Origin of the sequence: Pseudomonas sp. URMO17WK12:I11 (genome assembly GCF_007677725.1) — a bacterium.
Classification (GTDB): Bacteria; Pseudomonadota; Gammaproteobacteria; order Pseudomonadales; family Pseudomonadaceae; genus Aquipseudomonas.
On the sequence record NZ_VEDF01000002.1, the window covers coordinates 106525 to 127919 of the forward strand.

Genomic DNA, 21395 nt, shown 5'->3' on the forward strand with positions numbered 1-21395 from the left:
TTTATATTCAGGCTATGTGGCCGACAGTGTACCACTGCCGCCGAGGCAGGCGCCCTGGCGGCGGCTATCTCAGGTCAGCCCCAACTCGCTCCAGATGCGCCGCACCTCGCGACGCTCGTCGGCAAACTGCGCCGCATCGATCACCCCGGCCTGCTTCTGCAGGGCCTGGCGGTGCGATGCCGAGCGGAAGGCCTTGTACACCTCACGCAATAGCACCGCGTCACTGGCCGGCATCAAGCCTGCCTGCTCCAGCTCTTCCAGAATGCGGATGTTATCGGTCCATCGGAGTATGGCCGGGTGCTGGTCAGACCAGGCCAAAGCGGCGTATTGCACCATAAATTCGATATCGACGATACCGCCGGCATCCTGCTTGATATCGAACGCCACACCCGCCTCGTAGGCATTGGCTGCGGTCCCGGCCGCGGTGGCCTTGGTACCCAGGTTGTCACGCATCTTGGCGCGCATCTCGCTGACTTCCACCCGCAGCTTCGCCAGGTCACGCGGCTGGCCGAGCACCCTGGCGCGTACGCCCTCGAACGCCGTGGCCACCTGCGCGCAGCCGACCAGCACGCGGGCACGCACCAGCGCTTGATGCTCCCAGGTCCAGGCCTCGTTCTGCTGATAGCGCTCGAAGGCGCCCAGCGAACTGACCAACAGCCCGGCTGCACCCGAGGGACGCAGGCGCATGTCCACCTCATAGAGCTGCCCGGAGTTGGTCTGGGTGGTCAGCAGGTGAATGATGCGTTGGCCCAGGCGGGTGAAGAACTGGGCGCCATCGATCGGCTTGGCGCCGTCGGTTTCAGCATTCGGGTCGCCGTCATGGATGAACACCAGGTCCAGGTCCGAGCCATGGCCCAGTTCCAGGCCGCCGACCTTGCCGTAACCGATGATCACGAAGCCTGGATCGCACACACTGCCGTCACTGCGCTGGGGCTGGCCGTGGCGAGCCACGGTCTGGCGCCAGGCCAAGGCCAGAACCTGGTCGAGAATGGCTTCGGCCAGCCAGGTCAGGTAATCGCTGACCTTCATCAATGGCAGATTGCCGCTGATTTCCGAGGCGGCCACCCGCAGGCTGTGGGCCAGCTTGAAATGCCGCAGCGCCTCCATCTGCTGTTCGAGATCGTCCTCGGGAATACGGGTAAGGCGCTCACGCAGTTCGGCCGCCAACTCTGGCGCCAACGGCGGGCTGAACAGACGCCCTTCGTTGAGCAGCTCATCGAGCAGCAACGGGTAGCGTGCGATCTGCTCGGCAATCCATGGACTGGCCGCGCACAGGGTCAACAGACGCCGCAAGGCGCCGGGGTTTTCCGTGAGCAGCACCAGGTAGGCCGAGCGCCGCGCGACAGCTTCGACCAGCGGCAGTACGCGTTCGAGCACCAGGTCCGGGTTGTCATGCTCTACCGCCTGGGCCAGCAGGCGCGGAATGAATGCGTCCAGGCGCTCACGGCCAATGCGCTGAATCGAGCGCAGCTGCGGGCTGGCGCGTAACCCGGCCAGCCGGCGCAGGGCCTCGGCTGGTTGCTCGAAGCCAGCCTCGGCCAACTGGCGACCAGCGGCCTCTTCGTCCTGGGCCTGCTCCCACAACGGCGACCATTCGCCGCCCACCACCAGCTCACCCTCGCCTTCGTCGTCGTCGGGGTCGGCGATGACCTGGCGAAAATGCCAGTCGATACGCCCGCGCCAGTGCATCAACTGGGCATGGAACGCCTGCCAGTCGGCGAAGCCGAGCATGAAGGCGATACGCGCGCGGTCCAGGTCGTTGTCCGGCAGCATCTGCGTCTGGCGGTCGGCGATGGCCTGGATGGCATGCTCGGTATAGCGCAGAAACTCATAACCCTCACGCAGTTCGGCAACCACTGCCGGCGGCAGATAACCCTGAGCTTCCAAGGTTGCCAGGACCTTGAGCAGCGGCCGCTGTTGCAGGCTCAAGTCGCGCCCGCCATGAATCAACTGGAACGCCTGGGCGATGAACTCGACTTCGCGAATGCCCCCGGCACCCAGCTTGATATTGTCGGCCATGCCCTTGCGCCGCACCTCCTGCTGGATCAGCTGCTTCATGGTGCGCAGCGCTTCGATGGCGGAGAAATCCAGATAGCGGCGGTAGACGAACGGGCGCAGCATTTCCTGCAATTGCGCCCCGGCGGTTTGATCACCGGCCACCACCCGCGCCTTGATCATGGCGTAGCGCTCCCAGTCGCGCCCCTGGTCCTGGTAATACTGTTCCAGGGCATTGAAGCTCAGCACCAGCGCGCCAGCCGAGCCGTAGGGGCGCAGGCGCATGTCGACGCGAAATACGAAGCCATCGACGGTCACCGGGTCCAGGGCCTTGATCAGACGCTGGCCCAAGCGGGTGAAGAACTCCTGGTTTTCCAGCGAACGCTTGACGCCTTCGGTCTCGCCGCCCTCGGGGAAGCCGAAAATCAGGTCGATGTCCGACGACAGGTTCAGCTCCCCTGCCCCCAGTTTGCCCATGCCCAACACCACCATATGTTGCGGCTGGCCGCTGCGGTTGCCGATCGGCGTGCCGAACTGCTGGCAGTGACGCGGGTACAGCCACTGGTAGGCTTCATCGATGGCGGCGTCAGCGAGGTCCGAAAGGTCGCGACAGGTTTCGCCGAGTGCAGCCTGCCGGGTGATGTCGCGCCAGATGATTCGCAGCTGTTGGCGATTGCGCGCGCGGCGCAGGTGACGCGCCAGTTCTTCCTCGCTTTGCGCGGCCTGGGCCGCTGCAGCGATCTGCGTGCGCAACTCGCCTGGGCCGTAGCGCCGTTCCAGCTCGCCACTGGCGATCAGGCTGAGCAATTGCGCCGGTTCGCGCTGGACCGCAGCGAGCACGAAGTCGCTGGCAGCGGCGACCTGATCGAACTGCTGGCGGTAGGCTGGGGTCAACGCCTGCAGATCGAGGTCGGCATTGCCGGCCACGGCATCGCGCAGAAACTGCTGGTTGCGCACGACCAGCGGTTGCAGGGATTCAGGCAGTTCGGGCGGCAAAGGCAGGCGCATGGGCTATCCTTGATCGGCGTGAAATGGAGGAGGAAAAGCAGCCGCGAGGAATCCGGCACACGGTTGGACTGTCGTACAAAAGTTGGAAATAGCTGAAAAAACCGAATCCCTGGCACTAATCATCAAGATTCGCCCGCTCTCGACACCAAGCCAACCAACATGAACGTTTTTCCTCACAAGCCGAGGTGCGACCAAACGTCGCATTTCTGTAGTTTTACTACTACCCATTGGATGCAAAAGCATGAAATGCCGGAGCAAATGTAGTAAAACTACACGGCGCCGGGAGACACCCCGGTAATCCAAGAATTCACGACGTCTGCCCATAAGGCCAGTCGCAAACTCAGGCCCCCGATTCTGGTGGCCTTTCCGCCCTGGAGCAAGCCATGCAAGACCTCGATCCAATCGAAACCCAGGAATGGCTGGATGCCCTGGAGTCGGTCCTCGACAAAGAAGGCGAAGACCGCGCTCATTACCTGATGACCCGCATGGGCGAGCTGGCCACCCGTAGTGGCTCCCAGCTGCCGTACGCGATCACCACGCCATACCGCAACACCATCCCTGTCACCCACGAAGCACGCATGCCTGGCGACCTGTTCATGGAACGCCGCATTCGCTCGATGGTGCGTTGGAACGCGTTGGCCATGGTGATGCGCACCAACCTCAAGGACTCGGACCTGGGCGGCCACATCTCCAGCTTCGCTTCCAGTGCCACCCTGTACGACATCGGCTTCAACTACTTCTTCCAGGCCCCTACCGAAGAACATGGCGGCGACCTGATCTTCTTCCAGGGCCATGCCTCGCCAGGCGTCTACGCCCGCGCGTTCATGGAAGGCCGCATCAGCGAAGAGCAGATGGACAACTTCCGCCAGGAAGTCGACGGCAAAGGCCTGTCCTCCTACCCGCACCCATGGCTGATGCCTGATTTCTGGCAGTTCCCCACCGTGTCGATGGGCCTGGGCCCGATCCAGGCGATCTACCAGGCACGCTTCATGAAGTACCTCGAAGCCCGTGGCTTCATCCCGGCCGGCAAGCAGAAGGTCTGGTGCTTCATGGGCGATGGCGAGTGCGACGAGCCGGAATCCCTGGGCGCCATTGCCCTGGCCGGCCGCGAGAAGCTCGACAACCTGATCTTCGTCATCAACTGCAACCTGCAGCGCCTCGATGGCCCGGTACGCGGCAACGGCAAGATCATCCAGGAACTCGAAGGCGTGTTCCGCGGTGGTGGCTGGAACGTCAACAAAGTGGTCTGGGGCCGTTTCTGGGACCCACTGCTGGCCAAGGACACCAACGGTGCCCTGCAGCGCCGCATGGACGAAGTCATCGACGGCGAGTACCAGAACTACAAAGCCAAAGACGGCGCATACGTGCGTGAGAACTTCTTCAACACGCCAGAACTCAAGGCCATGGTCGAAGACCTGTCCGACGACGAGATCTGGAAGCTCAACCGTGGCGGCCACGACCCATACAAGGTCTATGCGGCCTACCACCAGGCGGTCAACCACAAAGAGCAGCCGACCGTCATTCTGGCCAAGACCATCAAGGGTTACGGTACCGGTGCCGGCGAAGCCAAGAACACCGCGCACAACACCAAGAAGGTCGACGTCGACAGCCTGCGTCACTTCCGTGACCGCTTCGACATCCCGGTCAAGGATGCCGACCTCGAGCACCTGCCGTTCTTCAAGCCTGAAGAAGGTTCTGCCGAAGCCAAGTACCTGGCCGAGCGCCGTGCTGCCCTGGGCGGTTTCGTGCCGCAGCGCCGCGCCAAGAGCTTCAGCGTGCCGACTCCGCCACTGGAAACGCTGAAGGCGATTCTGGACGGCTCGGGCGACCGCGAAATCTCTACCACCATGGCCTTCGTGCGCATCCTGGCGCAACTGGTCAAGGACAAGGACATCGGCCAGCGCATCGTGCCGATCATCCCGGACGAAGCCCGTACCTTCGGTATGGAAGGCATGTTCCGCCAGCTGGGCATCTACTCGTCGGTCGGCCAGCTCTACGAGCCTGTCGATAAAGACCAGGTGATGTTCTACCGCGAAGACAAGAAGGGCCAGATCCTCGAGGAAGGCATCAACGAAGCCGGCGCCATGTCGTCGTTCATCGCTGCCGGTACCTCGTACAGCTGCCACAACCAGCCGATGCTGCCGTTCTACATCTTCTACTCGATGTTCGGTTTCCAGCGCATTGGCGACCTGGCCTGGGCCGCTGGCGACAGCCGCACCCGTGGCTTCCTGATCGGCGGTACCGCCGGCCGTACCACCCTCAACGGTGAAGGCCTGCAGCACGAAGACGGTCACAGCCACATGATGGCGGGCACCATCCCGAACTGCCGCACCTACGATCCAACCTACGGCTACGAGCTGGCGGTAATCATCCAGGACGGCATGAAGAAGATGACCGAAGAGCAACAGGACATCTTCTACTACATCACCGTGATGAACGAATCCTACCAGCAGCCTGCCATGCCGGCCGGTGTCGAGGAAGGCATCATCAAGGGCATGTACCTGCTCGAGGAAGACACCCGCGAAGCGGCGCACCACGTCCAGCTGATGGGCTCGGGCACCATCCTGCGCGAAGTCCGCGAAGCGGCGAAGATCCTGCGCGAAGAGTTCAACGTCGGTGCCGACGTGTGGAGCGTCACCAGCTTCAACGAACTGCGTCGCGACGGCCTGGCCGTGGAACGTGCCAACCGCCTCAAGCCTGGCCACAAGCCACAGCAGACCTACGTCGAGCAGTGCCTGGGCGGGCGCAAGGGCCCGGTCATCGCCTCCACCGACTACATGAAGCTGTTCGCCGAGCAGATTCGTCAGTGGGTGCCGAGCAAAGAGTTCAAGGTCCTGGGTACCGACGGTTACGGTCGCAGCGACAGCCGCAAGAAGCTGCGTCACTTCTTCGAAGTCGACCGTCACTTCGTGGTGCTGGCTGCCCTGGAAGCGTTGGCTGACCGTGGCGAGATCGAGCCCAAGGTTGTGGCTGATGCCATCGCCAAGTTCGGCATCGACCCGGACAAGCGCAACCCACTGGACTGCTGAGGAGTATTTTTAAGTGAGCGAACTCATTCGCGTACCTGACATCGGCAGCGGTGAAGGTGAAATCATCGAGCTGTTCGTCAAGGTCGGTGATCGTATCGAGGCTGATCAAAGCCTGCTGACCCTGGAGTCCGACAAGGCCTCCATGGAAATCCCGGCCCCCAAGGCCGGTGTTATCAAGGAACTGAAGGTCAAGCTGGGCGACCGCCTGAAAGAAGGCGACGAACTGCTGGTCCTGGAAGCCGAGGGCGCCGCTGCGGCCCCTGAGGCAGCTGCCCAAGCACCGGCGCAAGCGCCTGAGCCCGCGCCGGCCGCTGAAGCTGCAGCGCCTGCCGAGGCCCCGGCCCCGGCTGCTGGCGCCAGCGTGCAGGACATCCACGTGCCGGACATCGGTTCGTCGGGCAAGGCCAAGATCATCGAAGTGCTGGTCAAGGTTGGCGACACTGTCGAAGCTGACCAGTCGCTGATCACCCTGGAATCCGACAAGGCCTCCATGGAGATTCCATCGCCGGCTGCCGGCGTGGTCGAAGAAGTGCTGTGCAAGCTCGAAGACGAAGTCGGCACTGGCGACCTGATCTTCAAGCTCAAGGTCGCAGGTGCCGCTGCCCCTGCGGCTGCGCCCGCTCCAGCCAAGGCTGAGGCGGCGCCGGCTGCCGCGCCTGCCGCTGCAGCACCAGCCCCAGCTGCAGCGCCTGCTGCGGCTGCAAGCGCACCGGCTGCGGCAAGCAACGCCAAGGTCCATGCAGGCCCTGCAGTGCGTCAGTTGGCCCGCGAATTCGGTGTCGAGCTGGGCGCTGTCGCCGCCACTGGCCCGCACGGCCGTATCCTCAAGGAAGACGTGCAGGTCTACGTCAAGGCGATGATGCAGAAGGCCAAGGAAGCCCCGGCTGCTGCCGGCGCGACCGGTGGTGCCGGCATTCCGCCGATCCCTGCAGTGGACTTCAGCAAGTTCGGTGAAGTCGAGGAAGTGGCCCTGACCCGCCTGATGCAGGTCGGTGCTGCCAACCTGCACCGCAGCTGGCTGAACGTGCCGCACGTGACCCAGTTCGACTCCGCCGATATCACCGAGCTGGAAGCTTTCCGCGTCGCGCAGAAAGCCGTGGCCGAGAAGGCCGGCGTCAAGCTGACCGTGCTGCCGTTGCTGCTCAAGGCCTGCGCCTTCCTGCTCAAGGAACTGCCGGACTTCAACAGCTCGCTGGCACCAAGCGGCAAGGCCATCATCCGCAAGAAGTACGTGAACATCGGCTTCGCCGTGGACACCCCGGACGGCCTGCTGGTCCCTGTGATCAAGAACGTCGACCAGAAGAGCCTGTTGCAACTGGCTGCCGAAGCCGCTGCGCTGGCTGAAAAAGCCCGCAGTAAAAAGCTCTCGGCCGACGACATGCAAGGCGCGTGCTTCACCATTTCCAGCCTCGGTCACATTGGCGGCACCGGCTTCACGCCGATCGTCAACGCGCCGGAAGTGGCGATCCTGGGCGTCTCCAAGGCGACCATGCAGCCTGTCTGGGATGGCAAGGCCTTCCAGCCGAAGCTGATGCTGCCGCTGTCGCTGTCCTACGATCACCGTGTGATCAACGGCGCCGCCGCCGCGCGCTTCACCAAGCGTCTGGGCGACGTGCTGGGCGACATCCGCACCATGCTGCTGTAAGCCAGCCCGCTGCCCCCGTACACGGGGGCAGCAACGTTTTCGAGCTGCCACGCTCGTACCTCAACCCCGCCACCTTGGCGGGGCTTTTTTTGCCTGGCCAACGGCGGCGCGCACAGCCGATTACAGTTTCCCGCCGAGCGGCCGAAAACATGTAAAGGACAGCCCTAATGGCCGCTTGCCAGCCCTAGGGACATGATGCAACCTTGCCAGATGCGCCGTCGCTCAGACCGCGTCCCTCTTCAAGCGAGTCTTCGATGAAAAGCCAACCCGATGCCGCCAGCCGTGTGGCGGCCGAGGTCGTCACGCAGCTCCCCGTGCCTTCACGGCTCGGCATGCTGCGTTTCGAAAGGCTCAACGAAGCGAACTGGGCAATGTTGTACCTGGACCCAGCCTGCTACCGACAGTTCGGCCTCCCAGCTTCGGAGCTCTGCGCGTTGATCGATTCGCCCTATGCCAGCCTGATGGAGCCTGAAGCCCGCTACCGGCTGCATGACGACATTCAGCTGCAGCTGAGCAATCGTGGCTATTACCGGGTGCGCTACATCCTGCACACGCAGACCCACACCCTGCGCCTGCTGGAAACCGGCGAGGCGTTCAAGCAGCACAATCGCCAGTTGCTGCGCGGCTACCTGAGCGTGCTGGACGACGAAGACGACAGCGAGTTCGACACTCATGCCCTGGAGTCGCGCAACAACCGCCTGCAACTGGCCCTGCAGATCAACCAGCGCGCCCAGCAGGAGCAACTCGAACACCTGGAGCGCGTGCGCGCCCAGCAAGACCTGATCCTGCGTCTGGCTCGCCAGCGTTACAGCGCGGAAAACTCGCTGCTCGAAGCCGCCCAACTGATCACCCGCAGCGCCTGTGAGATCTACAAGGTCGACAGCGCCAGTATCTGGCACCTCGATGATCAGCGCCTGGAGCCCATCAGCGCCTGGCTGCGCAGCGAACAACTGCACCGTCTGCCGGAACCCATCGATGCCAGTCGCTTTCCCGACTACCTCGAAGCGCTGCACGCCAGCCGTGCCATCGATGCGCACAACGCCAAGCATGACCCGCGAACCCGTGAACTGGCCGAGTGCCTGTCCGCCGACAACAACGCCATGCTCGATGCCAGTATCCGCGTCGATGGCCAAGTGGTGGGCGTGCTGTGCCTGGAGCAGACCGGCCAGCCAAGGGCCTGGCAGTCCGACGAAATCGCCTTTGCCGGCGAGCTGGCCGACCAGTTCGCCCAAGTCATCACCAACCACAACCGGCGCACTGCGGCCAGCGCCTTGCACCTGTTTCAACGCGCCGTCGAGCAGAGCGCCAGCGCCTTTTTGCTGGTCAACCGCAGCGGCGTGGTCGAGTACGTCAACCCCAGCTTCACCGCCATCACCCAATACAGCACCGAGGAGGTGCAGGGTCACCACCTGGCCGAGCTGCCAGCCCTGGAGAACCTCAGCGAGCTGCTGTTCGACTCGCCGTCGAGCCTGGCCATGGGCAACAGCTGGCAAGGCGAATTCAAGAGCCGACGCAAGAACCTCGAACCCTACTGGGGCCAGCTGTCGATTTCCAAGGTCTATGGCGACAACCGCGAGCTGACCCATTACATCGGTATCTACGAAGACGTCACCCAGAGCAAGATGGCTCAGCAACGCATCGAGCGCCTGGCCTACACCGACAACCTGACCAACCTGGGCAACCGTCCGGCGTTCATCCGCAAGCTCGACGAGCGCTTTGCCCGTGACAGCGAAAATCCGCTGTGCCTGCTGCTGGTGGACATCGACAACTTCAAGCGCATCAACGACAGCCTGGGCCACCACACCGGCGACAAGCTGCTGGTCAGCCTGGCCAGGCGCTTGCGCAACAGCCTGAGCGCCAATGGCGTGCTGGCCCGCTTCGCCAGTAACGAATTCGCCGTGCTGCTCGATGAAACCAGCCTGGAAGATGGCCAGAGCGTCGCCCAGCAATTGCTGCGCACCCTCGACAAGCCGATGTTCGTCGACAACCAGCTGATCAACGTCACCGCCTCCGTGGGCCTCTCGTGCGCGCCGCTGCACGGCAGCGATCCGACCACGCTGATGAAGAACGCAGGCCTGGCATTGCACAAGGCCAAGGCCAACGGTAAGCACCAAGTGCAAGTGTTCACCGAAGTGCTCAATGCCGAGGCCAGCTACAAGCTGTTCGTCGAGAACAACCTGCGCCGCGCGCTGACCCAGAACGAACTGGAGGTGTTCTACCAGCCCAAGCTGTGCCTGCGTAGCGGACGCTTGCTGGGGCTGGAGGCGTTGCTGCGCTGGAACCACCCCGAGCGCGGCATGATCCGCCCGGACCAGTTCATCAGCGTGGCCGAGGAAACCGGCCTGATCATCCCCATCGGCAAGTGGGTGGTGCGCCAGTCCTGCCGCATGAGCCAGCAACTGCAACAGGCCGGCATGGGTTGCCTGCATGTCGCGATCAACCTGTCGCCCAAGCAGTTCTCCGACCCCGATCTGGTGGCCTCGATCGGCACCATCCTCAAGGAAGAAGGCCTGCCGGCGCACCTGCTCGAGCTGGAACTGACCGAGGGCCTTCTGCTCGAAGCCACCGAAGACACCCACCGCCAGCTCGACGAGCTCAAAGCCCTGGGCCTGACCCTGGCCATGGATGATTTCGGCACTGGCTATTCGTCGCTCAGTTACCTGAAGAAATTCCCGATCGACATCATCAAGATCGATCGCAGTTTCATCAACGAGATCCCCGACAACCAGGACGACATGGAAATCACCTCTGCCGTGGTGGCCATGGCGCACAACCTCAAGCTCAAGGTGGTGGCCGAGGGCATCGAGACGCCGGAACAGCTGGCCTTCCTGCGCCGGCACCGCTGCGACGTGGGCCAGGGCTACCTGTTCGACCGCCCCATTCCCGGCCGGGAGCTGGAAGAAAAACTCAAGCGCTATCCGCGCGGTCCAATGGCCTGACAGCAACGCCAAGCTCGGGCACACTAGTCCTCATCCGGGCCACGTGCGAGCGGCCCCAGCACCTATTCACAGACCTACAGAGGAACGGCCATGGTCCTGCGTTCGGAAATCCTGGTGAACAAAAACGTCATGCCTACCGCGGAACAGGCCCTGCCTGGTCGCGAAACGCCCATGCAGTTGCCCGAGTTCCACTACGTGTTCGAAGGCACCCCATTGCTTGGCCCCTTCTTCGAAGGCGCTATCGACTTCGCCATCTTCGGCCTTGGCTGCTTCTGGGGCGCCGAACGGCGCTTCTGGCAGCGTGAAGGCGTGGTCAGCACCGTGGTCGGCTACGCTGGCGGCTTCACCCCGAACCCGACCTACGAAGAAGTCTGCTCGGGCCTGACCGGCCATACCGAGGTGGTGCTGGTGGTGTACGACAAGGACAGGGTCAGCTACCGCGAGCTGCTGGCGATGTTCTGGGAGCTGCACAACCCTACCCAAGGCATGCGTCAGGGCAACGATGTCGGCACCCAATACCGCTCGGCAATCTACTGCACCAGCCCCGAGCAGCTCGAGCAGGCCAAGGCCAGCCGCGATGCTTTCCAGGCTGAGCTGAGCAAGGCCGGCTTCGGCGAAATCACTACCGAAATCGATCAGGCCCCGACCGTGTACTTCGCCGAGGCCTACCACCAGCAGTACCTGGCCAAGAACCCCAACGGCTACTGCGGCATCGGCGGCACCGGTGTGTGCATGCCGCCAAGCCTGCAAGGCAACTGAGCCATGGGCAGCATGACCCTGTTCCACTCGCCATTGTCGCCTTTCGTACGCAAGGTCATGGTGGTGCTGCACGAAACTGGCCAGCTGGACAGGGTCACCCTGCAGCCGGTGAACATCAGCCCGGTCAATGCCGACGCGCAGCTCAACCAGGACAATCCGATCGGCAAGATTCCTGCCTTGCGCCTGGCGGACGGTACGGTCCTGCATGACAGTCGGGTCATCTGCGAATACCTCGATCAGCAGCACGTTGGCCAACCGCTGCTGCCCCGCGAGGGCTCGGCGCGCTGGCGGCGCATGACCCTGGCATCGCAGGCCGATGCGATGCTCGATGCAGCGGTGGCCAGCCGCTACGAGCGTTTCCTGCGCCCTGAAGACAAGCGCTGGGATGCCTGGCTGGACGCGCAAGCCGAGAAGATTCGCCGCAGCCTGGCCAACCTTGAGCAGCAGCACCTGGCGGAACTGGCGTCTGGTTTCGATCTGGCGGCGATTGGCGTGGCCTGTGCGCTGGGGTATCTGGACCTGCGTCAGCCAACGTTTGGTTGGCGCGAGCGTCAGCCCGGCTTGGCAGCCTGGTATGCCGAAGTCGCCAAGCGACCGTCGATGCAGGCAACCGCTCCGCCAGCCTGACGGCGCTGCAACCCTTGCAGGAGCCGCCTTGCCGGGGCGCTCCTGCATGAGCGCCAAACCGCGCTGTGGATCAGCAGCCAGGCTTGCCCGCTGTGTACTTCTTGGCCGGATTGACCGCCGCCTTGAACTCACGCAAGGCCTTGGAGCCGATCAGCAGCGGATAATTGAAGCTGCTGCGGTCCACCAGATTCACTTCGACCGTGCGTTTCTCCTCACCCAGGCACAGCTCCAGGTCGACCACCGGGCGCTTGGACACTTCCGGCGTGTCGCCCTCGTCCTCTTCATCGGCCCGGCCTTTGATCTTGCTGATGCGCGACACCTTGTGTTCGTAGACCTTGCCGTCCGAGTCCTTGGTCGCCAGGCGGAAGCGCACCCACTCATCGCCATCTCGGGTGAACATCTCGATGTCCTTGGCGGACAGGGAGGCGGTGAAGGCCCCGGTGTCCATCTTGGCTTTGAGCGTTTCGCCCAGCTCAGGCAACTTGATGTTCTCGTAGCGACCATAGAGCGTGGGATCGGCAGCCATCACCGGCAGGGCCAGCAGCGATAACAGGGCAAGCAGTGGTTTCACAGTCGGGCTTCCTTGAAAGGGGTCAGTGCTTAGACTGCACTGGGCAGATAGGTTCGCGGTCACAAGCCTAGCCAACATGTTGTGAAACATTTGTCTGTGCCGCCGAGCATTGGATATTTGGCGTAGCGCGCAGCGCTGCTTATCATTGCGCCCTGCTAATTTCCCACAACAAGAGTCTCTCTATGCGTCGCCTGTTTACCGGCATTCTTACGACCACCCTGCTGCTGCTCAACACGGTGGTGTTGATCTGCCCGCTGTTGGTCTTCGCGTTGCTCAAGCTGGTATTACCCGGTCGCGGACGCGACTACGCCTCGGCGGCGGTGATGTGGGTGGCGGAAACCTGGTCGGAAATCGACAAGGCGATTTTCGCCCTGTGCATCCCCACGACGTGGGACATTCGCGGCGTGGAGAACTTGCGCCGCGACACCTCGTATCTTGCCATCAGCAATCACCAGACCTGGGTGGATATCCCGGCGTTGATCGAAAGCCTCAACCGGCGCACGCCGTTCTTCAAGTTCTTCCTGAAAAAGGAGCTGATCTGGGTGCCGCTGCTGGGCCTTGCCTGGTGGGGCCTGGATTACCCGTTCATGAAGCGCTACAGCAAGGCGTTCCTGGACAAGCATCCCGACCTCAAGGGCAAGGACCTGGAAATCACCAAGGCCGCCTGCGAGCTGTTCAAGCGCCAGCCGGTCACCGTGGTCAACTATTTGGAAGGCACACGCTTTAGCGAAGCCAAGCACCGCGAACAACAATCGCCCTATCGCTACCTGCTCAAGCCCAAGGCGGGCGGCGTGGCGTTCGTGCTGGCGGCCCTGGGCGAGCAACTCGATGCCCTGCTGGACGTCACCATCGTTTACCCCGGCAACCCGGCCCCGGGCTTCTGGGCGTTGCTCAACGGCAGCATCAGCCGGGTAGTTATCGACATTCAGGTACGCGAGTTGGACCCCGCGCTGTGGGCGGGTGATTACGAAAATGATCCGGCGTTCCGCCAGACCGTGCAGGCCTGGGTCAATCAACTGTGGCTGGAAAAGGATCGACGGATCGAACTGCTGCGGGCAGAACTGCGCTGAGCGACACGCCCCGAGGGTGACCGCACGCCTCGATTAAAACCCTGGCTAATAATCAGCATAAGTAATCCTTTTTTGTCATCACCCCCTCATGTGGATAAAAATCGACCAAAGCACAACTACAAAAATGCCTGGATCGATCGATGGCCAACCTACCCAGCTCCAACTCCGCCCAACTGCGCCGCGTCCTCGGCCTCCCCGCCCTGGTCTTCTTTGGCCTGGTGTACATGGTCCCGCTGACCATCTTCACCACCTACGGCATCGTCACCGAGATCACCGGTGGGCGCACCGCCAGCGCCTATCTGGTAACCCTGGTGGCCATGCTGTTCACTGCGGCCTCCTACAGCTTCATGGTCAAGCGTTTCCCGGTCGCCGGGTCCGCCTATTCGTACACCAATATGGCGTTCGGCCCCAACGTAGGGTTTCTGGCCGGATGGTCGCTGCTGCTCGATTACCTGTTCCTGCCCATGATCAACTACCTGCTGATCGGCCTGTTTCTCAACATTGCCTTCCCGGCCATTCCGGCCTGGTCGATTGCCTTGGCTGCGATCGTGCTAGTGACCGTGCTCAATGTGGTGGGCATCCACTCGGTGGCCAAGACCAGTAACCTGATCGTCGGCGCGCAGATCGTCTTCATCGGGGTGTTCGTCGCGCTGTCGTGCCAGTCCCTGGGCGGTCAGCCCCTGGACTTGCTTTCCCCGCTGTTGGGCGACGGCTCACAGCCTGGCTTTGGCGCGATCATGGCAGGGGCCGCCGTGCTGTGCTTGTCGTTCCTGGGCTTCGATGCCGTTTCGACGTTGGCCGAGGAATGCCGCGACGCGCGCCGCGACGTGCCACGGGCGATCATCCTCACCACGCTGTTCGCGGGGGTGCTGTTCACGGTCCTGGCCTATGTCAGCCAGCTGGTCTTGCCCGGCAGCACGTTCGCCAATGCCGATGCCGCGGCCAATGAGGTCATGTTCAAGGCGGGCGGGCAATTTTTGGCCAACTTCTTCACTGCCGCTTACGTGGCTGGCAGCCTGGGGTCGGCACTGGCCTCGCAGGCAGCGGTGTCGCGCATCCTGTTCACCATGGGGCGCGACAACGTGTTGCCTCGGCGCAGCTTCGGCTACCTGTCGCCGCGCTTCGGCACACCCGTGTTCGCCATCGTGCTGGTATCGGCGTTTTCGTTGTTGGCGCTGGTGATCGACCTCGCCACCCTCGCCTCGCTGATCAGCTTCGGTGCGCTGGTGGCGTTCTCGGCGGTGAACCTGGCAGTGGTGAAGACCCACCTGATGGATGACCGCGCCCAGCGTCACCTCAAGGGGCTGCTGTGCTATGGCCTGGTGCCGTTGGTGGGCTTGGGCCTGACCTTGTGGCTGTGGACCAGCCTCTCGGCGCTGACCTTGGTGATCGGCCTGTGCTGGTTCGCCCTGGGCCTGGCTTACCTGGCAGTGCTCACCGCCGGCTTCCGCCGCCCGGTCCGGCTGGTGGACTTCACTGAAGCCGCCTGAGCGGACGTGGCCCTGCTGTGCTTGTCATGTGGGAGCCAGTGCCGGCGAAAAGGCCGGCACTGGCGCCGTAAAGATCATCACACCGACGGTTGAGCCAACGGCGCAGGCGTTGTCCACAAGCTCCCCAGGCTCTGCAACAACGATCCGGCAATCCCCTGCTGCCCCAGGTACTGCAGAATCAACGGCGCAAACTGGCCGATCATGCCGCTATCCATCCCCAGCGCCTTGAACGCGTTGTCCAGGTCACTGCGGTTTTCCACATCATTGCCCAGGGCCTTGCTCAAGGCCGACTGACTGTCCTTGTTCTCACCCAGCAACTCACCCAACCCACTCAGCCCGCCCAGGGCATTGGCCCCCGACAGCAGGTCCAGCCCCGGCACGGCCTTGCTCAGCTGGCCATAGTCGTAGGTACTGAGGGTGTTGCGCGCCAGCCCCAGCATCGCCCCTGCCCCGCCCACCGCCTGTTCGGGGGTGATGCTCAACTGGCTGCCCAGCGTATTGAGCAGGTCGGCCTGCCCCTCGGGCGCCTGTACCTGGCCTTGTTGCTTCTGACTCTGCATGGAGGAGACGGCGTTGGCGGCGTCGCTCAGGTTGAAGGCGAACACCGGGCTTGCGGCTAGGGTCATGAGGGTTGCCAGGGTGAATGCTTTCATCGGGAGGGACCTCGTGGGTCGGGATGAGCTCGGGAACGGATATTGGAGCGAAAGCCGGGAAAATTGTTCCCCGCCCTCGTCAGTTTAATTTGTCGATCCGAAGATGCTGTCAGCTTCGACCAGTCAATTATCCGCAAGGATGTATTCACCTATTATTTTTGCCAGTTGACGCTCAGTATAGAGCGCATGAAGACTAAAGCGTCGAACATGACCCTGCTGATCGATACCAAGGTGATCACCATGCCCGCTCGCAGCCGTACATATGTCTTCTATCAGAAAAACAACGTTACCGGATTACTTTCAAGCGGCGAAAATCGCCGGGTAATACAAGCAAACAACATAGCGTTAGCAGAATCCTGCAGCGACGACGCCACCCCAGCATCCATATTGGCAAGCGACTTCAATGGATCCATCTTCGAAGTCATAAGCAGCACTTCACGTGAAACCCATGCCTATTCGGCTTATGGCTTTAATGTAAAACTACCTTCGCCCAACACTTTGTTTGGATTTAACAGAGAGATGGTAGATCTGTCGAGATGTGTTTACTTACTCGGCTCATACCGTACGTACAGCCCTGGACTCAAGCGCTTTCAATCACCTGACAATTTGAGCCCCTTCGAAGCGGGTGGGCTAAACAGCTACTGCTATGTAAGTGGAGATCCAATAAATCAGGTAGATCCGTCAGGCCACGCCTTTATAAAAGGCCTTAAAAACCTCCTGGGGCGTCAGGAAAGAAAATTCGAAAGAATAAAAAGATATAATGATAACGCCTCACACTACAATGCCAAAGCGGAGCCCCTAAAGTTAAGAGATAACGCCCACAGCGCACTTGATCGACGCATCAACATTACCAATCTTTATTTCAACCGGGAAACCATCGAGAAGATCAACCAACTCCCGGCCAGGCCAATGTTGTCAAACAAAGACCGGCACTACGCAAACAAACACGAACGAGCCGTGGCCCAGCTTGTTGAAGACCCAAGAGAAAGCCCCTCTTACCTATTCACTCGGGATCTAATCGAGAAAAATCTCAAGCAACTAGATAGTCTTCGAAGAGACGTTAACCCCGCAAAAGCGGCTCGCGAGGTCCGTGGTCATGTTCCGGAAAGAAGTTTGCTGGGCTACAGGACTGCACGTAAGATTAGGGACCGATATGGTTACAACCCTGAAGTCTGATTCGACGTAGAACAGGTGTTGAGCACACCAAAGCGTTGTCGCGGGTCAATTAGCAGCGAACAGATGAAATCTGCTTAGGTTTTCGTTATTTGCTCTTACCTGTGGGACGTTTCTGAGTTAGTGGGCTTGTCCGCTATCACGGCACAGGTCCAGCTGAACCAGAGTTCTGAACCTTTTATGCCTTCGCTGACATCTCCGCAGCTTCGGTCTCGTAACATGATTTAGGCGTGCTGACCAAAGCGCTGATGAACAATGCAAGATGGGGTATGGTGGCCCAGCGAACGTTTAAAACTGTCATTTTTACCAGTATCTAAATTGCTGTAGGTATTCACAATGAGCTGCACTGAAAGCCCATCCATCCCGCGCAGCAGGTGGTCTAGCCATGAACAAAGCACCGAATCGCACGCTCTTCTTTTACCAACTCAACAAGCTCATCTGCATCAAGCAAGGCGACCAGCATCGCTCCATTTTCCGGCATGCGGATGTGCCGCTGGCTGAACATCAAATGGGTGGCGACCCGAGCACCGCATTGTTAGCCACTGACGATAAAGGTTCGGTTCTCGTCGCTGCGGACGAAGGCGATTCGGAAGACCACCTCTATTCAGCCTACGGTCACGATCCTAACCTGCCGTCGGCACGAACTGCAGCAGGCTTCAACGGCGAGTTTTTCGAACCACACTCTATCTGCTATCGCCTTGGGCAAGGTTATCGAGCGCTAAGTGTAGTGCTGATGCGATTTCTCTCAGCCGACAGCTGGAGCCCTTTCGGGCAAGGCGGCATTAACGCCTATACCTATTGCAGCGGTGATCCAATTAACAACACCGACCCCAGTGGCCATGTGCTGGTCCGGGTTCCACCCGCCTCAGCGCTCACTCCCAGGGCACCCAGTACACCTAGCTATCTGGAATACTGGGGCAAGCGGATCGTGCGGCGCTTCGAGGTAGATCACTATGAGAGCTTAACCACAAAGACGATTGTGACGACAGGTAAGGGCAGGAATACCAGCAGCCAGGTTAGCGAAACAACGCGTAGAACGTTACGCACCACTGAGCTGTTCGAAGTGATTGCCGATCCCCATAAAGGCCCGGCTACCGTGCACGTTACCCGTACACAGCTGGACAGCTTCCTGGAAGCGAGCAATAACCTGCGTAACGCACAGGCGGCTGACGCACTGGGCGATTCGGCTCACACAGTGAGCACTGCCTATATCCGCAACTTAGAGAATTTCCGGCGCGGCTTGACCGTTAGCGGCGAAGATCTGGCACGGCGAGCCAACAACCCCAACGATCTGACAGCGTACCTGGCGGGGAGCTTCCGAGTCAGCGACGGCAACTCGAAGATTCGCCAACGCCAATGATCATCGCGGCTGTACCCATTTTGGCTACCGATAACCTCCATTCAAAAAAGCCCCTCATCGTGAGGGGCTCTTGGTTACATCACGCGATCACGCCGCGCCCCACATCTTGTGCGGGTCGATCACGAATTTCTTCGGCACACCGGCATCGAACTCGCCGTAACCTTCCGGCGCCTGATCCAGGTTGATCACCTGCACACCCACCACTTCAGCGATGTTGATGCGATCCCACATGATCGCCTGCATCAGCTGACGGTTGTACTTCATGGTCGGGGTCTGGCCGGTGTGGAAGCTGTGCGACTTGGCCCAGCCCAGGCCGAAGCGGATGCTCAGCGCGCCAATCTTGGCAGCGGCGTCCACCGCACCCGGGTCTTCGGTCACATACAGGCCAGGGATACCAATCTGGCCGGCAACACGCGTCACCTGCATCAGCGAGTTGAGCACGGTGGCTGGTGCTTCGTGCTTGGCGCCCTCATGGCCATGGCCACGGGCCTCGAAGCCTACGGCGTCAACGGCGCAGTCCACTTCCGGCTCGCCGAGGATGTCGACGATCTGCTCGTGCAGCGGGGTATCCTTGGACAGGTCGACCACTTCGAAGCCTTGGGACTTGGCGTGGGCCAGGCGCGCCGGGTTGAGGTCGCCGACGATCACGCAGGCAGCGCCCAGCAGGCGCGCCGAGGCAGCGGCAGCAAGGCCAACGGGGCCTGCGCCAGCGACGTAGACGGTGCTGCCTGGGCCAACACCTGCGGTGACAGCGCCGTGGTAGCCGGTCGGCAGAATGTCGGAGAGGCAGGTCAGGTCACGGATCTTCTCCATGGCCTTGTCGCGCTCTGGCAGTTTCAGCAGGTTGAAGTCGGCGTAGGGCACCAACACGTATTCGGCTTGCCCGCCAGTCCAGTCGCCCATGTCGACGTAGCCGTAGGCACCGCCTGCGCGGGCCGGGTTGACCGTCAGGCAGACACCGGTGTGCATCTCTTTGCAGGAGCGGCAGCGGCCGCAGGCGACGTTGAACGGCACCGACACCAGGTCGCCGATCTGCATGCGCTCGACGTCGCTGCCCTTCTCGACGATTTCCCCGGTGATTTCGTGGCCCAGGACCAGGCCGACCTGGGCAGTGGTACGGCCACGGACCATGTGCTGGTCGGAGCCGCAGATGTTGGTGGAGACCACCTTGAGGATCACGCCGTGCTCGATCTTCTTGCCGCGCGGGTCCTGCATTTTCGGGTAGTCGATCTTCTGCACTTCGACCTTGCCGGCGCCGAGATATACCACTCCACGATTGCCAGACATGCTCTTACCTCGCTTGATTTGTATTTATGCAGCGGTGGTTGAACGTGCCGCCATCCATGGGCGGCATGGGTTACTGGAATGCAGGGAATTGTGGGCTTGATGGGGCGATGTGCGCTGACTGGAAACGACAGGGAGATGCCATTTAGCGGCAAGGAAAAAGCTGGGGCCGCTGTGCGACCCTTTCGCGACACAAGGCCGCGCCTACAGGGGGAATGTGACACCTGCAGGCGCGGCCTTGTGTCGCGAAAGGGCTGCACGGCAGCCCCAACAGGTTCAGAGCACGACGGTCCGATTGGCGTTGAGGAACACCCGCCGCTCGATGTGATAGCCCACCGCCCGGGCCAAGGTCAGGCACTCGATGTCGCGGCCCTTGGCGATCAGGTCTTCCGGGTAGTGGCTGTGGTCGACGGTCTCCACCCCTTGGGCAATGATCGGCCCTTCGTCCAGGTCGTTGTTGATGTAGTGAGCCGTGGCGCCGACCATCTTCACGCCCTTGTTGTAGGCCTGATGGTACGGCTTGGCGCCCTTGAAGCCCGGGAGCAACGAGTGGTGAATGTTGATCGCCCAGCCATCCAGACGCCGACACAGCTCTGGCGACAACACCTGCATGTAGCGGGCCAGCACCACCAGCTCCGCGCCGGTTTCCTCGATCACCTGGATCACCTTGCGCTCTTGCGCAGGCTTGTCCTTGGGGTCGAGCGCGAAATGGTAGTAGGGAATCTTGTGCCAGTGCGCGAGCGGCTCGAGGTCGGGGTGGTTGGACACCACCGCGACCACGTCCATCGACAGCTGGCCGATGCGCTGCCGGTACAGCAGATCGTTCAGGCAGTGGTCGGCCTTGGACACCATGATCACCACTTTGGGGCGGTGATTCGGTGCGGTCAGCTCGAAGCTCATGCCGAAGGCATCGCTGCGCTCGGCAAGGCCGGCACGAAAGCCGGCTTCGTCGAAATCGTCCGGTTGGCGAAACTCCACCCGAATGAAGAAACGCCCAGACAGCCGGTCGTCGAAGGAATGGTGCTCGGTGACGTAGCAGCGCTGCTCGTAGAGGTAACGCGTCACCACGTCGACCGTGCCGAGCATGCTCGGGCAGTCGGCGGTGAGAATCCAGGTATCCGGTGCCCGACTCATGTTCAGCGCTCCTTAACCTTCGATGCTCAAGCCATACTCAGCCGACGCGTCCTGCAGCCACAGCCACCAGTAGTCGGCGAAGCTGCGACGAATGACCAGCTCCCAGGTGTCCTCGGCAGTGCGCCGGATCACCAGTTGCGACTTGGCGAACACGGTGCCGACCGCCTTGCCAACCGGGAAGTTGTTCGGATGAACGTCGTAGCTGGTGGATTTCATCAGCACTTCACGCACGTTCGGCCCGCGCAGCTCCAGCAGGCTCTGCCCGCCGCTGACGTTGACCACCTGGATGTGCTGGCCTTCAAGCGCCGCGCGCAGCTTCTGCTCGACGGCCAGTTCCTCACCGCCCGGGACGATCAGCAGCCACTCATCCGGCCCGACCCATTGCAGCGACATGTCGCCATTGGCGACCACGGTCAATGCCACAGGCAGCTCCAGGCCCAGGGCCTTGTGCACGCCAGCGGCGAACTCCGGGTTGTGGCCGTCGCCACGCAGGGTCAGATGGCCGAGGAACTTGCGTTCGCGCAAGGTCACCCCCGCGTTCTTGCGACCCTTGCCGACCAGGCTGGCCAGATCGGCGTGATGCAGTGGCGACTGGGCCTTGGCCTCAGCGCCGGGATTTTGCTGGAAGACGTTGATAGCGCTCATTTCGTACCTGCCT

At 61.7% G+C, this 21395-nt stretch carries 15 protein-coding genes; 9 read left to right on the forward strand and 6 right to left on the reverse strand.

Features of this window, described 5'->3' with window-relative positions; translation table 11 throughout:
• Nucleotides 1-69: 69 nt before the first annotated feature.
• On the reverse strand, nucleotides 70-3003 hold the full coding sequence (glnE, locus tag FS665_RS03770) for a bifunctional [glutamate--ammonia ligase]-adenylyl-L-tyrosine phosphorylase/[glutamate--ammonia-ligase] adenylyltransferase (RefSeq protein WP_145183653.1): 2934 nt from the start codon (nucleotides 3001-3003) through the stop codon (nucleotides 70-72).
• Between the two features lie 383 nt (nucleotides 3004-3386).
• On the opposite strand from glnE, the gene aceE reads away from it, so the two are divergent.
• The 5 genes from aceE (at nucleotide 3387) to FS665_RS03795 (ending at nucleotide 12002) form a co-directional block, all read left to right on the forward strand.
• Nucleotides 3387-6032: a pyruvate dehydrogenase (acetyl-transferring), homodimeric type gene (aceE, locus tag FS665_RS03775; protein ID WP_145183657.1), complete on the forward strand. Its 2646-nt coding sequence runs from the start codon at nucleotides 3387-3389 to the stop codon at nucleotides 6030-6032.
• A gap of 13 nt (nucleotides 6033-6045) precedes the next feature.
• The gene (gene aceF / locus FS665_RS03780; protein WP_145183660.1) at nucleotides 6046-7677 is read left to right on the forward strand and encodes a dihydrolipoyllysine-residue acetyltransferase; all 1632 of its coding nucleotides are present in this window, start codon (nucleotides 6046-6048) and stop codon (nucleotides 7675-7677) included.
• A 254-nt stretch (nucleotides 7678-7931) separates the two neighbouring features.
• Nucleotides 7932-10616: a bifunctional diguanylate cyclase/phosphodiesterase gene (locus FS665_RS03785; RefSeq protein ID WP_145183663.1), complete on the forward strand. Its 2685-nt coding sequence runs from the start codon at nucleotides 7932-7934 to the stop codon at nucleotides 10614-10616.
• Between the two features lie 90 nt (nucleotides 10617-10706).
• The gene (gene msrA / locus FS665_RS03790; RefSeq protein ID WP_145183666.1) at nucleotides 10707-11375 is read left to right on the forward strand and encodes a peptide-methionine (S)-S-oxide reductase MsrA; all 669 of its coding nucleotides are present in this window, start codon (nucleotides 10707-10709) and stop codon (nucleotides 11373-11375) included.
• Nucleotides 11376-11378: 3 nt separating this feature from the next.
• Nucleotides 11379-12002, forward strand: a complete 624-nt coding sequence (locus FS665_RS03795) for a glutathione S-transferase (RefSeq protein WP_145183669.1) — start codon at nucleotides 11379-11381, stop codon at nucleotides 12000-12002.
• A 70-nt stretch (nucleotides 12003-12072) separates the two neighbouring features.
• Here the strand turns inward: FS665_RS03795 and FS665_RS03800 are convergent, their stop codons facing one another.
• The gene (locus FS665_RS03800; protein ID WP_145183671.1) at nucleotides 12073-12573 is read right to left on the reverse strand and encodes an ATP-dependent zinc protease; all 501 of its coding nucleotides are present in this window, start codon (nucleotides 12571-12573) and stop codon (nucleotides 12073-12075) included.
• Nucleotides 12574-12755: 182 nt separating this feature from the next.
• Here FS665_RS03800 and FS665_RS03805 point away from each other — a divergent pair, with 182 nt between their 5' ends.
• A complete protein-coding gene (locus FS665_RS03805) occupies nucleotides 12756-13643 on the forward strand; it encodes an acyltransferase (RefSeq protein ID WP_145183674.1) in 888 nt (295 codons plus the stop codon).
• 140 nt (nucleotides 13644-13783) lie between these two features.
• Entirely contained in the window at nucleotides 13784-15133 is a 1350-nt protein-coding gene (locus FS665_RS03810; protein WP_145183677.1) for an APC family permease, read from the forward strand.
• Nucleotides 15134-15210: 77 nt separating this feature from the next.
• On the opposite strand, the gene FS665_RS03815 is transcribed toward FS665_RS03810, so the two are convergent.
• Nucleotides 15211-15786: a DUF2780 domain-containing protein gene (locus FS665_RS03815; RefSeq protein ID WP_145183679.1), complete on the reverse strand. Its 576-nt coding sequence runs from the start codon at nucleotides 15784-15786 to the stop codon at nucleotides 15211-15213.
• A gap of 207 nt (nucleotides 15787-15993) precedes the next feature.
• Between FS665_RS03815 and FS665_RS03820 the strand changes: the two genes are divergently transcribed.
• Nucleotides 15994-16962, forward strand: coding sequence for an RHS repeat-associated core domain-containing protein (locus FS665_RS03820; RefSeq protein WP_256674946.1), 969 nt, complete (start codon nucleotides 15994-15996; stop codon nucleotides 16960-16962).
• Between the two features lie 382 nt (nucleotides 16963-17344).
• A complete protein-coding gene (locus FS665_RS03825) occupies nucleotides 17345-18319 on the forward strand; it encodes an RHS repeat-associated core domain-containing protein (RefSeq protein ID WP_145183682.1) in 975 nt (324 codons plus the stop codon).
• An 87-nt stretch (nucleotides 18320-18406) separates the two neighbouring features.
• Here FS665_RS03825 and fdhA read toward each other — a convergent pair whose 3' ends face one another.
• The 3 genes from fdhA to FS665_RS03840 form a co-directional block, all read right to left on the reverse strand.
• Nucleotides 18407-19606 carry a formaldehyde dehydrogenase, glutathione-independent gene (gene fdhA / locus FS665_RS03830; RefSeq protein WP_023532721.1) on the reverse strand — a complete coding sequence of 400 codons (1200 nt, stop codon included), beginning with the start codon at nucleotides 19604-19606 and terminating at the stop codon, nucleotides 18407-18409.
• A gap of 273 nt (nucleotides 19607-19879) precedes the next feature.
• Entirely contained in the window at nucleotides 19880-20737 is an 858-nt protein-coding gene (gene purU, locus FS665_RS03835; RefSeq protein ID WP_145183685.1) for a formyltetrahydrofolate deformylase, read from the reverse strand.
• Between the two features lie 12 nt (nucleotides 20738-20749).
• Entirely contained in the window at nucleotides 20750-21382 is a 633-nt protein-coding gene (locus FS665_RS03840; RefSeq protein ID WP_145183688.1) for a sarcosine oxidase subunit gamma, read from the reverse strand.
• Nucleotides 21383-21395: the final 13 nt, after the last annotated feature.